The organism is Marinobacter sp. P4B1, from assembly GCF_001447135.1.
GTDB classification, from domain to species: Bacteria; Pseudomonadota; Gammaproteobacteria; order Pseudomonadales; family Oleiphilaceae; genus Marinobacter; species Marinobacter vinifirmus.
On record NZ_LLXM01000015.1, the window covers coordinates 323,141 to 335,918 of the forward strand.

Sequence of the window (12,778 nt, forward strand, 5' to 3'; positions counted from 1 at the left end):
TATGACGGAAGATCAGCTGGAACAACAATGCCTGCAATGGTTCGCCGAAGGCGGCTGGGAGATCGCCCATGGGCCAGACCTGGCACCGGAGGGCGAAGCCCCGGAACGGGCCGATTACCGGCAGGTGTTGTTGCTAGCGGATCTTGAGGCCGCGATACAACGAATTAACCCTCACCTGCCCCAGAGTGCTATTGAGCAAGCCGTAGCGGTCGTCCGCAAACCGGAAAGCCTCGATGTGGTGATCAGCAACCGGGCCTTTCACCGCCTGCTGCTCGACGGCGTGCCGGTTGAGTACAAACGCGACGACAAGGTGATCCACGACCTGGCCTTTCTAGTGGATTTCGGCGACCTTTCCGCCAACCGTTTCCGGGCTATCAACCAGTTCACCCTTGAAGGCTCCAAGCAGCTGCGCCGGCCGGATGTGATCTGCTTTATCAACGGACTGCCTCTCGCGGTGCTGGAGCTGAAGAGCCCCGGCGCCGAGAACGTGAACATCTGGGATGCCTACAACCAGATCCAGACCTACAAAGACGAATGCTCCGATCTGTTCGCCTACAACGAGGCGGCGATTATCAGCGACGGCTATCTGGCCCGCGTGGGTTCCCTAACCGCCAGCCAGGAACGCTACATGCCCTGGCGCACCATCAAGCATGAGGACGACAAGCCCCTGCTGGAATGGCAGCTGGAAACCATGGTGCGGGGCTTCTTCGACCGCGAGCTGTTCCTGGATTACATCCGCTACTTTGTGATCTTCGAGACGGACTCCGACAAGCTGATCAAGAAGATCGCCGGTTACCATCAGTTCCATGCTGTACGTGAGGCTGTTCGTGCAACCGTGATTGCCGCTCGGGATATGAGCAGTGATGGTATCAGCGAGAAGCGGGCCACCTACGGTGATGAGGTTCTGCCCGGCAGCAAAAAAGCTGGCGTGGTATGGCATACCCAGGGTTCCGGCAAGAGTATTTCCATGTGCTGTTACGCCGGCAAGCTGCTGCAACAACCGGAGATGAACAACCCCACGCTGATCGTGGTCACCGACCGCAACGATCTGGACGGCCAGCTGTTCGCCACTTTCAGCGCCGCCCGGGAATTGTTGAAGCAAGAGCCCGTGCAGGCCGATGACCGGGATACCCTGCGCCGCCTGCTATCTGAGCGGGAATCCGGCGGCATCATCTTCACCACGGTTCAGAAATTCGCCCTGCTCAACGATGAGTCCGGCCACCCAATTCTGAACGACCGCCACAACATCGTGGTGATCTCGGACGAAGCCCACCGCAGCCAGTACGGCCTGAAAGCCACCCTCAAGAAGGACGGCACCTACAAGTTCGGCTACGCCCGCCACATGCGCGATGCCCTGCCCAATGCCTCGTTCATCGGCTTTACCGGCACCCCCATCGAGAGCGAAGACAAAGACACCCGGGCCGTGTTCGGCGATTACGTGTCGATCTACGACATCCAGGACGCGGTGGACGATGGTGCGACCGTGCCCATCTTCTACGAATCCCGCCTGGCCAAACTCGACATCAACCGCGAACAGATCGAGGAATTGTCGGATCAGGTGGAGGAAGTGGTTGAAGACGACGAAGACGTTGGCAGCCGCGAGAAAACCAAGGGCGAGTGGAGCCGGCTGGAGAAGCTGGTCGGCGCCGGCCCGCGCCTGAAGCAGGTGGCGGAAGACCTGGTAAACCACTTTGAAACCCGCTCCAGCACCATCGATGGCAAGGCCATGATTGTGGCCATGAGCCGGGAGATTGCGGTTCACCTGTATAACGAGATTGTTGCCCTGCGCCCAGAGTGGCACGACGACGACCCGGAGAAAGGTGCCATCAAGGTAGTGATGACCGGCTCCGCCTCTGACCGGGCCCTGCTGCAGCCGCACATCCACAACAAGCAGACCAAGAAACGGTTCGAGAAGCGCTTCAAGGACATCAACGACCCGCTCAGGCTGGTGATCGTGCGGGATATGTGGCTGACCGGCTTCGATGCGCCCTGCTGTCACACCATGTATGTGGACAAGCCCATGAAGGGCCACAACCTGATGCAGGCCATTGCCCGGGTAAACCGCGTGTTCAAGGACAAGCCCGGCGGGCTGGTGGTGGATTACATCGGCATTGCTAACGAGCTCAAGCAGGCCCTGAAAACCTATACAGACGCCAAGGGCAAGGGCTCCCCCACCCACAGCGCCGAAGAAGCCTACGCCATCCTGCTGGAGAAGCTGGACATCATCCACGGCATGTTTGCGCCAGGCCCCAAAGGCAAGGGATTCAGCTACAGCGGATTCGAGACCGAGCCCCACAAGTATCTGGTGCCCACCGCCAACTACGTGCTCAGCCTGGATGATGGCAAGAAACGCTTCCTGGATACCGTGCTGGCCATGAACAAGGCCTTCTCCCTGTGCGCCACCCTGGACGAAGCTCAGGCGTTGCAGAAGGAGGTGGCGTTCCTGTCGCAGGTGAAGACCGCCATTACGAAGTTCACCAGCGTAGACAAGAAGCTGACCGAGGAAGAAAAGAATACCGCCCTGAAGCAGATTCTGGACAACGCGCTGGTCTCCGAAGGGGTAACCGATGTCTTCGCCCTGTGCGGGCTGGACAAGCCCAACATCGGCCTGCTCTCAGACGAGTTCCTGGAAGACGTGCGGCAGATGCCCTACAAGAACTTCGCCGTGGAACTGCTGGAGAAGCTGCTCAAGGACGACATCAAGGCCAAGACCCGCAACAACGTGGTCCAGGAGAAGAAGTACGCCGACCGCCTGCAGGAGACGCTGCGCAAGTACAACAACCGGGGCATCGAGACAGCCCAGGTGATCGAAGAGCTGATCGCCATGGCCAAGCAGTTCCAGGCCGAACTGGAGCGGGATGCCGCCCTCGGTCTGAACCCGGACGAAGTGGCCTTCTACGACGCCCTGGCCAGCAATGAAAGCGCGGTGCGGGAACTGGGCGACGAGATCCTGAAGAAGATCGCCGTGGAAATCACCGACAAGCTGCGCAAATCCACCACCGTGGACTGGCAGGTGCGAGAGAGCGTGCGGGCCAAGCTGCGGATTCTGGTGCGGCGGACGTTGCAGCGTTACAAGTATCCGCCGGATAAAGCGCCGGCGGCTATTGAGTTGATTATGGAGCAGGCGGAAGCCCTGTCTAACCACTGGACGAAGTAATGTATTACTACACCGAGGACTTCGACGACCAGCTGGACAAGATCGAGATTTACCAGCGTTATCCTCTGCTGAAGCCCTTTGTTGGCTCAGACTATGGGCGCAATGGGCCGAGGATTCTTTTGATTGCTGAGAGCCACTACCTGCCTGCCAGCAGTACCGCTCATAACGACTCAGAGAGCTGGTACCTAGGCTTGGAAAGCGACCTGAACCCCGAGAAAGAGCAGCCATGGATGCGCACTAGGGGAATATTGAGCAAGCCTTACCGTGGCTGGAAAAAGCGGGGCCACGCCATCTATCGTCACCTTGAGTCGGCGCTGGTCAAAGCTGGCCTGCCAATAAGCGATAGCGTATTCCAGCAAGTGGCCTTTATGAATGCATTCCAGCGGCCAGCGAAGGAGGGAGACTCCATTAAACATACGAAACAGGATGTTGAAGTGGCAGTTGAGACCATCAACCAGGTGATCGATACCCTGCGGCCCGACCACATCGTTTTCGTTTCTACCAAAGCTAAGCGAGCCGTTGGCAAGCACCTTAGCCAGAGCTCTTCAGGCTTTCACCACCCCGCTTGCCCCTGGTGGAACCGGAAGCAGGACGGTATGAGCAGCAAGCAACGATTCATCGACCACATCTCCAGCCACTGGAACGCCACGGGAGCAGCCTGATGACCTATGACAGTACCTTTGACCAAACCCGCCTCGACCAGCTGGCCCAGCAGCACCTGGGCGGCACCAACATTAGCGGGCGGATACTGTTCTTCGGAGACCCTGAGGAAAACCGGTTGGATCTGGCGACCTGGCAGCTGGATAACGACGAAGACTACGAAGCAATCAAAGGCTCAGACTTTAAGTTCCAGATGATGGAGCTGTTGGACACGTTGCTGACCTATCGGGCACAGCACGGCCAACCGAACGCGAGCCAGGGTGTTGTCCATGTGGACGGCCAGGCCTTGTCTATCGAGTGGCTACCGACGACAGAAGTTGAGGCTATGAGAAACAGCTGAGTAATGTTTTACTCATCGTGGACAATCGAGTTGATGCCCCATGTTGAAAAATGTTGAACAAAGAACGGCTCTCAAATCCAAATGTTGACAAATGTTGACCTCGAAAATGCCACCGGCCGGCACACAATGGCCGAAAATCTAGGGTTTGGGTACCTAGCAATCCCTGAGGTAGCGAGAGATATTTGTGGGTATAAATGTGGGTATTCTTCGGTCAATAAAGACCACAAACAAAACAAAATCATCAAGTTGAAGCGCTACTTCAGTGGACGCCGTCTCCACCACCTTCCAGAAAAAAGCCCCGGACTTCCGGGGCTTTTTTCGTTTCAGCCCTTCGGCTTTTTCTTGAAGTGCCAACCAAGTATCAACGGCGCTTGACGGATTGCACACTTGAACCAGAAAACCCCGCGCTCCAGCCTCAGCCCGTTGGAAAAAGCCAGGGCCAGAACTGCTAAAGAATCCTTGGGAGTTCAGTTGTTGCAAATTTTGCAGTAACTGCCAAAACCAGAATAACTTGAACTATCCGGCATTTCCGGAAAGTTTGATCAAGGATTAGACGCATACATACGAAACCGGCAACCACCGAGGTTTTCTCGGCAGTTCCTTAACATGCAGTCTGTGGAGTTTCGGCCTCTAGTGCTCCACCGGGTTAGCAGCCAAACCCATGTGTTCCATTCAGGAACCTGTGGTTAGAGAAAATCCGCAAACTCCCGAAGCTTCGAAACTGTTTGGGGTAATTGCTGCTTTTGCAGCGTTGCCAGAAAGGTATCGACACTGAGCGACGGATTCTTCAGTGCCGACCGCTGGGCCTGAAAGGCACGACAACACACCGTTGGCGCCATGTCGATCATCCGGATCCGGAAGGTCCAGCCCCTCAATAAGCGGTTCGTAACCGTAAACTTTTGCATCTCGCACGTGCCGATCCATCAGCTCCTTCACCCGCAACAAACTTTCCGGCGAATGTTTTTTCGCCCTCAATAGCGCGTTGATCCACTCGTCGTGGATGCGATCTGTCCAGTGCGCCTTGAACAGGTCAGTTAATGCCAGCCGCATTAGCGCATCTCTCAATGGCGCCGGATACAGAACACAGGCATCGTAAACGGCGGTAAATTTACTCATTACCTGTCAGTATCCCATTCCCTCGTCCTGTGACAGTTGCGCCAGCTCGTCCAGTGTTGCTTGCCGCTGGCCGTCTACCCGCTCCTTGTAGCTCAATACGTCCTGCAGCTTAACTCGCCGGTGAGCACCCACCTTCCGGAAGGGTATATCCCCAGCTTCCAAAAGCCGCACAAGGAACGGGCGGCTGACGTTCAGGAGGTTGGCCGCATCCTGCGTGCTGATTTCCTGATGATAGGGGATCAAACTGATGGCATTGCCCTGAGACACCTCCGCCAGTACGTCCAATAAAATCTGCAATACATGCCCCGGCAGCACCAACTCGTCAGACTCGCCGTTGCTGCCGCGTAGCGAAAGCTGTACTCGATCTACATCGGCGTACTTGGACAGGGTGCGACTGGAGAGTTTGGCCTCTTCCACCTCGGCCGCCGTAGGCAAATGCACAATTTTCTGAGCAGACATCGCATCTCCCCCCTGATGTGAAAGCGACAAATATATAAAGGAGCACTATAACCAACAAACGAAACAAACGAAACAAACAATTGATAACCCGACGCAGGCCGAGACTGTTGCGCGAAAGCTTGGATGTGGTGACCAGTAAACCGGGGCTTTTTCGTTTATGTCCCACCAAAACAACCTGCCCATTATTTGCACAACCCCAAACCCTGTGCTTGGATAAAACCGATAGGCCAGTTGGATGGCACAGCCTTTCGCCCGCGGTTACCCGGCGCCACAACAGGCAGTCCGGGTGTCGAATCACTGGAAACGGAGTTTGTATTGTTATGGCTTACGAAACGATAGACGGACAAAAATACGAAAAAGAACTGCTCGATCTGGCCCGCAAACACACAACCGGGCGAGGTGAAGGCAAGTTATCGAAGGATGAGGTCGCCGATCTGTTCAAATCTGCCCAGGATGGCCCGGGCGTGACCGATACCGAGAAGGCCACCCTGGCTTACATTCGCAAGAACTTTGAATTTACCGACGCTGCCGCCAAAGATTTTGATGCAGCTTTCGGCAAACTCTGAATTCAGGAAGAGAGATTTCGATCGGATGAAAACCGGGTGGTTTGCCAAGGCAAGCACCCGGTTTTTTGTTGCAGTATCAGCCCAGCTTCAGGGTTGAAAGCGTACGCTCCCGCACCTTGTTCAGCAACTGCTCGTCTTCCACCAGGGTCTGGCCGTATGACGGCACCAGCTCTTTCATGCGCTCCTGCCAATCGGCAGACTGCATCTTCTCGGGGAAGCAGCGCTCCAATACATTCAGCATGGCATTGGCTGCGGTAGACGCGCCCGGGGAAGCACCCAGCAGCGCCGCCAGCGAACCATCTTTGGCCGCCACGATCTCGGTACCAAACTCCAGCTTGCCGCCACCTTCGGCGGTCTGCTTGATGATCTGCACCCGCTGGCCAGCCATCTGCAGGGCCCAGTCGTCTTCCTGGGCATCCGGGAAGAAGTTGCGCAGGGATTCCACACGGTCAGTGTGGGACTGGAACACTTCGCCGATCAGATACTTGGTAAGGTCCATGTTGCTCTTGCTCACCGACAGCATTGGCCGCAGGTTGGTCGCCCGCACCGAACCAAACAAGTCAAACACCGAGCCCTGCTTCAGGAAGCGGGTGGTGAAGCCGGCAAACGGTCCGAACAGCAGCGCCGGCTCACCGTTGATGATCCGGGTGTCCAGGTGCGGAACCGACATGGGCGGCGCGCCAATCGGCGCCTTGCCGTAAACCTTGGAATGGTGGGCTTTGACCACATCCGGCTTCTGGCAAACCAGCCACTGGCCACTGACCGGGAAACCACCGTAACCGCGGGCTTCGTCAATACCGGACTTCTGCAGCAGCGGCAACGCACCACCACCGGCACCCAGGAATACAAAACCGGCTTCCAGCTTGGTCAGCTCACCGGTTTTCTGGTTCTTCACCCGGACTTTCCAGCGGCCGTTGTCACGCTGGTCGATGTAGTGCACCGGGCAGCTGAGCATCAGTTCGAAATTGGGCTGGGTTTCCAGCCACTTCACCATGCTGCGGGTCAGTGAACCGAAGTCCACATCAGAACCGTGCTTGATGCGGGTAGCGGCAACTTTCTGCATCGGGTCCCGATTGCTGACAACCAGTGGCATCCACTCAGCCAGGTCTTCCGGGTTTTCGGTGTATTCCATTTCCCGGAACAGGTGGTGGGCTTTCAGCTTCTGGAAACGGCGCTTGAGGAAGGCAACGTCTTTCTCGCCCCAGACAAAACTCTGGTGCGGCGTGCGGTTAATAAAGGTGGACGGCTCGGGCAGAATGCCCTGCTCTACCAGGTAAGACCAGAACTGCAGGGAAACCTCGAACTGTGCGTTGATCTGCAAAGCCCGGGCAATTTCAACATCGCCGTTTTCGGTTTCGGGGGTGTAGTTCAGTTCGCAGTAGCCGGCGTGGCCGGTGCCTGCATTATTCCATCCATCGGTGCTTTCATGGGCAACGTGGTCAAGACGCTCCACCATGACGATGTCCAGAGACGGATCCAGCTGCCTGAGCATCATGCCGAGAGTAGCGCTCATGACGCCCCCTCCGACCAGCACTACGTCTGCCTGTCTTACGGCCATTGGTTTTCACCCTAGCTTAGTGTTGAAGCCTGATGCCACTCCACGATCAGCAAAGCGGCCTGTCGGAAGCCGGTCGGGCGCGAGGTAGACGGCGCTGCCGTATGCTTCCGGTATGAGATTGAGCGCGATTATCCCGATTTTTAACGGAATAATAAATTGCGATTGTCAATCGACGTGTGTCGGGCAAACTATTTTGTTTGCGGCAATTCTCGCCTGTTTTGTTAACAATATCAGCGCCACTTTAGTCTGATACCGGCCAGGGGCCTATGCGGATCACCCCGTATAGCGGTATTTCCGATAGCCCGGGGGCTGACCTGAAACGCCCACTTACTGTATCTTTGTGCGCCAACTGTGACCTCGCCTGCGTAACCTGCGGCGACAACCTGAACCTAACGAGGTCTTCCTATGTTAATGGCTATAGGTGCCATTATTGCCGGGCTGGTACTGCTGGTCTGGAGTGCAGACAAATTTGTGGAAGGTGCGGCCGCCACGGCCAAGCACCTGGGCATGCCTACCTTGCTGATTGGCATGGTGATTATCGGCTTCGGCACCTCGGCACCGGAACTGGCGGTCTCTGCCATGGCGGCTTCAGATGGCAACCCGGGATTGGCCCTGGGGAACGGCTACGGTTCGAACATTACCAACATTGCCCTGATTGTCGGCCTGACCGCCATCATCGCGCCCATTGCCGTGCATTCCCAGGTTATCCGCAAGGAGCTGCCACTGCTGCTGGTGCTGACCCTGATTGCCGGTGCACAACTGCTGGACGGCGAACTGTCACGGCTTGATGGCTGGGTGCTGCTGGGTGTTTTTGCGGCCGTTATGGGCTGGTCTATCTACCAGGGTTATCAGGGCAAGGAAGATCCGCTAGCCGGGGACACCGAAACCGAGATGATCGCTCACCCCATGCCCCTGAAAAGCGCCATCACCTGGCTGGTGGTCGGGCTGGTTCTGTTGATTGTCAGCTCCCGGATTCTGGTCTGGGGCGCGGTAACCATCGCCCAGAGCCTGGGCATCAGCGACCTGATTATCGGGTTGACCATCGTCGCGATCGGTACCTCCTTGCCGGAACTGGCATCGGCACTGGCCGCAGTAAAGAAGAACGAGCACGACCTGATCCTTGGCAACATTCTGGGTTCCGGGATTTTCAACACCCTGGCTGTAGTGGGCCTTGCCGCTGTTATTGAGCCGCTGTCGGTCGCCCCGGAAGTACTCTACCGGGACTGGACCCTGATGTTCGGGCTGACACTGGCCTTGCTGGTGATGGGCTTCGGCCTGACCGGCTGGCGCAAGCTGATATCAAGGGTAGATGGTGCCCTGTTGCTGCTGGTGTACGTTGGTTACACCGGTTATTTGTTCTCCACCATGGCAGCAAGCTGAACCACTTGCCGTCCGCGAGGCTGGCGCATCAGCCAGCCTCGCCATCCCCCAGTAACTCTTCCAGCCGCTGGCGCACTTCTTCCATGACCCCGGCCAGGTCTTCCTTGGATTTTCCTGCCGTATCGATGGGCGTTCCTACCCGAACATCGACTGGCTGCCCGAGGTTAATCTGCATGCTCCGGGCGGGCAGCACCCGGTGAATACCCCGGATGGCCACCGGAACAATCACCGCTTCGGTGTCCAGCGCCAGGTGGAAACACCCCTTCTTGAAGGGCAGCAAGTTACCATCCGGTGACCGGGTACCTTCAGGCGCCGCCCACAGCACTATCCCGCTCTCCATCATCGCCCGCGCCCGGTCCAGGTCATGCACGGCATTTTGCCGGTTGGAACGGTCTATGGACGGAAACTCGGCGGCCGCCATGGCCTGGCCTAACAAAGGGATCTTGAACAGTTCTTTCTTCGCGAGCATACGAATGGAGCCGGGCAGCGAAACAAAGCTGACCGGAATATCGTAGTGACTGGCATGGGTGCTCATGATGATATACCGCCGGCCGTCGTTGAAGTCCGGAACCTCCCCGCGAACGGTCAGGCTGGTTCGTACCAGTTTCAGCAACGCGGCAGACCACTCCCGGCAGTACTTGTCGACAATCCGCCGGTCCAGCTTGCCGAACAGAGCCCGTAATAAAACCAGCAACGAATAAAGCGCCGTCAATCCCACAGACCCCAGCACCACAGCCGCGCGCCGCAGCAGGGTTGCCGATTCAGTTAACGGGCTCAAGTTCAGTCGTTTCATGCTGAATGCTCTGTCTCCCGGAACACCAGAGACACCGAATTCAGGCAATACCGCTGACCGGTGGGTGGCGGACCATCGGGGAACACATGGCCCTGGTGGCTGTCGCAGCGGGCACAGCGGATCTCGGTTCGCACCATGCCAAAGCTGGTGTCCTCAATGTAGCGGATATGTTCCGGGTCAAACGGCTGGAAGAAGCTCGGCCAGCCTGTGCCGGAATCAAACTTGGCATCGGAGCTGAACAACGGCAGGTCACACAGCCGGCAGTGGTATACCCCGGTCTTCTTGTTGTCCAGCAGGGTACCGCAGAACGGGTGCTCGGTGCCGTGGTCCAGCAACACCCGTCGCTCTTCCGCGCTCAGTGCGCTGGCCTTGTCTTCAATGTCCGCTTCGCTCAGCGGGGTCAGGTCATAGCCTGATGCCGATACACTCATTGCATTCTCCTCAGGCCAGGTCCGGGTCGTCCTGGCTGAATTCGGGTTTTAGTCGGTCCGGCCATGCGCTGGCCAGCTTTTCCATCTTCGGGGCGGCTACGGCCATGATATAAGGCTGGTACGGATTACGGGCCGCAAAGTTCTGGTGGTGCGCCTCGGCCGGGTAAAACGCCGTCAGCGGCTCCAGGGTGGTAACCACCGGTGCCGGGTAAACGCCGGACTCATCCAGTTGCCGGATGTAGGCCTGCACCAGCTGCTTCTGGGCATCGGTTTCATAGAATACGGCAGACCGATACTGGCTGCCGATGTCGTTGCCCTGCCGGTTCAGCTGGGTCGGGTCGTGGGCCACCGAGAAAAACACCCGCAGCAGTTCGCCGAAACCGACCTTTTCCGGGTTGTAGTGCACATCTACCACTTCAGCATGACCGGTGCTGCCGGAACAGACCGCCTCATAATTCGCCGTGTCAGCCGAACCGCCGGCATAGCCGGATTCAACCCGGGTAACTCCGTCGATAGCCAGGAACACCGCTTCCACGCACCAGAAGCAACCACCGGCCAGCACCACATGGGCTTCGCTGCCGGTTTCAGGCAGTTCCTGTTCCGGGGTCGGGAACCTGCTGCGCGGCACATTCAGGCCCGGAATATTGCAGCTTTCGGTCATAGTTTGTCTCCAGTTTCTGGTTGCACAGGTTATACCCGTGTATACGACCACCGATGATAAACAGACACAACCGCAACATGAAATTATGTCAGGGCGGTTGCACATGCCCTGTCAGCCACCATAATGAAAACAGGGGCCAGCGATAAGACCCCGCTCGGCATCAGGGAAACAGCATGACAGCAAAAGTCCGCGAACCGGAAGATCAGGACGAGCTTCTCCATTACCGCCTAAGCCTTCGGCTGGGGCCGGTACACGCCCGCCAGCGCCTGGGCATAGAGCAGGAATCCGAAGCCCTGGTTCTGGGCCGCGACAAGCGATCATTTCACCTGGAAAACCTCGCCAATGCGCCGGGTTTCATCCGTTTTTGCCTGCAGGCGGTCGGTCTGTTTAACCGGGCCCAGAGCAACAGCCGCAAACTGCGAACTGCCCACAACAGCTTCGTGCTGCCAGACCTGCCCGAGGCCTTTGAAGGTTTCAGGATACTGCACCTGACCGACCTGCACGTGGATATGGACGAGCAGAACCTGCAAGCCGTCATCCGCCAGATTGAACCACTGGACTACGATCTGTGCGTACTGACCGGCGATTATCGCCAGCGCACCTGGGGCCCGGTAGATGCCGCCCTGGCGGGCATGGAAAAGCTCCGGGAGGCGATCCGGGGAGACACCTACGCGGTGCTGGGCAACCACGACAGCGTGCGCATGGTTCCGGCACTGGAAGACATGGGCTACCGGTTGCTGATGAATGAAATGGTGCCACTGGAACGGGAACAGGCCAGGATTTACCTGGCCGGAGTAGACGACGCCCATTACTACAAAGTGCACAACCTGCACCGGGCCGGCGACGACATTCCCGCAGGCGGTATCAGCCTGCTGCTCAGCCACACGCCTGAAATCTGGCGCGAAGCGGCCCACGCGGGCTATGACATGTTTTTATGCGGCCACACCCACGGGGGGCAGATCTGCCTGCCCGGCGGCATTCCGGTCACCCTCGACTCCGACTGTCCCCGCAGGCTCGGCAAGGGCTCCTGGCAGGTGAACGGTATGCAGGGGTATACCTCGCCGGGGGCGGGAACCTCGGTGCTGAATGTGCGGCTGAACTGCCCGCCGGAAGTGACACTGCATACCCTCACCCGGGGCCCGGCCTGAGGCCCTCAGTGAGGCTGCTTGCGGATACCCAGCCGGAACAGCAGCGGCGACACCACCACGTTGGCAATGGCAAACAGCACAGCCACCACAACCGCCTGCCATAACGCCAGCGGCAACCAGTACCAGGCCATCAGCATGGGCAACAGGGCTTCCGGCAACTGATCCAGCCACAGGGCGCGGGAACTGGACACCAACCCTGCACGGCGCTTAATAAAACTGCTGAGCAAATCCCCCAGCAACGACAGGAAGCCGAACAGCGCCCCGAAAATCCACCCCAGCCCCAGCCAGGCCGCGAATAACAGACAGGACAGCACACCGGAGGCCAGCCCGCGCCAGGTTTTGCTGTGGCCAAACACCGGCCGGCCGTCACGCCATAGCCGGTCACCATCTACCGGCCAGTCCCAGCGATTGTGCAACAGCCGGGCCACCACCACCGGAGAACCGTTGGCCAGAACCAGCATGACAAACAACTCCAGCGACAACAGCACGGGTTACCTCCGGCGGGACTG

General features: G+C 58.0%; 13 protein-coding genes. 6 read left to right on the plus strand and 7 right to left on the minus strand.

The features are described 5' to 3' along the window. The first annotated feature begins 1 nt into the window (after position 1). From AQ621_RS13145 to AQ621_RS13155, 3 genes are read left to right on the plus strand one after another with little or no spacing between them, the layout of a single operon-like run. The gene (locus tag AQ621_RS13145) at positions 2 to 3,157 is read left to right on the plus strand and encodes a type I restriction endonuclease subunit R (RefSeq protein WP_058341819.1); all 3,156 of its coding nucleotides are present in this window, start codon (positions 2 to 4) and stop codon (positions 3,155 to 3,157) included. Continuing rightward, on the plus strand, positions 3,157 to 3,819 hold the full coding sequence (locus AQ621_RS13150) for a uracil-DNA glycosylase family protein (protein WP_058341820.1): 663 nt from the start codon (positions 3,157 to 3,159) through the stop codon (positions 3,817 to 3,819). Before AQ621_RS13145 ends, AQ621_RS13150 begins: the two co-directional genes overlap by 1 nt. After that, entirely contained in the window at positions 3,819 to 4,157 is a 339-nt protein-coding gene (locus AQ621_RS13155; protein ID WP_058341821.1) for a hypothetical protein, read from the plus strand. The genes AQ621_RS13150 and AQ621_RS13155 overlap by 1 nt, the downstream gene beginning before the upstream one ends. A 672-nt stretch (positions 4,158 to 4,829) precedes the next feature. On the opposite strand, the gene AQ621_RS13160 is transcribed toward AQ621_RS13155, so the two are convergent. Both AQ621_RS13160 and AQ621_RS13165 read right to left on the minus strand, forming a co-directional pair. Next, positions 4,830 to 5,273, minus strand: a complete 444-nt coding sequence (locus tag AQ621_RS13160; RefSeq protein WP_227508336.1) for a PIN domain-containing protein — start codon at positions 5,271 to 5,273, stop codon at positions 4,830 to 4,832. A 6-nt stretch (positions 5,274 to 5,279) separates the two neighbouring features. Beyond that, positions 5,280 to 5,732, minus strand: a complete 453-nt coding sequence (locus AQ621_RS13165) for a helix-turn-helix domain-containing protein (RefSeq protein ID WP_058341822.1) — start codon at positions 5,730 to 5,732, stop codon at positions 5,280 to 5,282. A gap of 320 nt (positions 5,733 to 6,052) precedes the next feature. On the opposite strand from AQ621_RS13165, the gene AQ621_RS13170 reads away from it, so the two are divergent. After that, positions 6,053 to 6,298: a hypothetical protein gene (locus tag AQ621_RS13170; protein WP_058341823.1), complete on the plus strand. Its 246-nt coding sequence runs from the start codon at positions 6,053 to 6,055 to the stop codon at positions 6,296 to 6,298. 76 nt (positions 6,299 to 6,374) lie between these two features. On the opposite strand, the gene mqo is transcribed toward AQ621_RS13170, so the two are convergent. Continuing rightward, entirely contained in the window at positions 6,375 to 7,856 is a 1,482-nt protein-coding gene (gene mqo, locus AQ621_RS13175) for a malate dehydrogenase (quinone) (protein ID WP_058341824.1), read from the minus strand. 405 nt (positions 7,857 to 8,261) lie between these two features. Here mqo and AQ621_RS13180 point away from each other — a divergent pair, with 405 nt between their 5' ends. Further along, entirely contained in the window at positions 8,262 to 9,236 is a 975-nt protein-coding gene (locus AQ621_RS13180; RefSeq protein ID WP_173637052.1) for a calcium/sodium antiporter, read from the plus strand. 28 nt (positions 9,237 to 9,264) lie between these two features. Here the strand turns inward: AQ621_RS13180 and AQ621_RS13185 are convergent, their stop codons facing one another. The 3 genes from AQ621_RS13185 to msrA are packed head-to-tail and all read right to left on the minus strand — an operon-like array spanning position 9,265 to position 11,121. Continuing rightward, entirely contained in the window at positions 9,265 to 10,029 is a 765-nt protein-coding gene (locus tag AQ621_RS13185) for a lysophospholipid acyltransferase family protein (protein ID WP_058341825.1), read from the minus strand. Then, positions 10,026 to 10,460: a peptide-methionine (R)-S-oxide reductase MsrB gene (gene msrB / locus AQ621_RS13190; RefSeq protein WP_058341826.1), complete on the minus strand. Its 435-nt coding sequence runs from the start codon at positions 10,458 to 10,460 to the stop codon at positions 10,026 to 10,028. Before msrB ends, AQ621_RS13185 begins: the two co-directional genes overlap by 4 nt. Positions 10,461 to 10,470: 10 nt before the next feature. After that, a complete protein-coding gene (msrA, locus tag AQ621_RS13195) occupies positions 10,471 to 11,121 on the minus strand; it encodes a peptide-methionine (S)-S-oxide reductase MsrA (protein WP_058341827.1) in 651 nt (216 codons plus the stop codon). A gap of 173 nt (positions 11,122 to 11,294) precedes the next feature. Between msrA and AQ621_RS13200 the strand changes: the two genes are divergently transcribed. Next, a complete protein-coding gene (locus AQ621_RS13200) occupies positions 11,295 to 12,269 on the plus strand; it encodes a metallophosphoesterase (protein ID WP_058341828.1) in 975 nt (324 codons plus the stop codon). 5 nt (positions 12,270 to 12,274) lie between these two features. Here AQ621_RS13200 and AQ621_RS13205 read toward each other — a convergent pair whose 3' ends face one another. After that, entirely contained in the window at positions 12,275 to 12,757 is a 483-nt protein-coding gene (locus AQ621_RS13205; protein WP_022988326.1) for a CDP-archaeol synthase, read from the minus strand. Positions 12,758 to 12,778 lie beyond the last annotated feature (21 nt).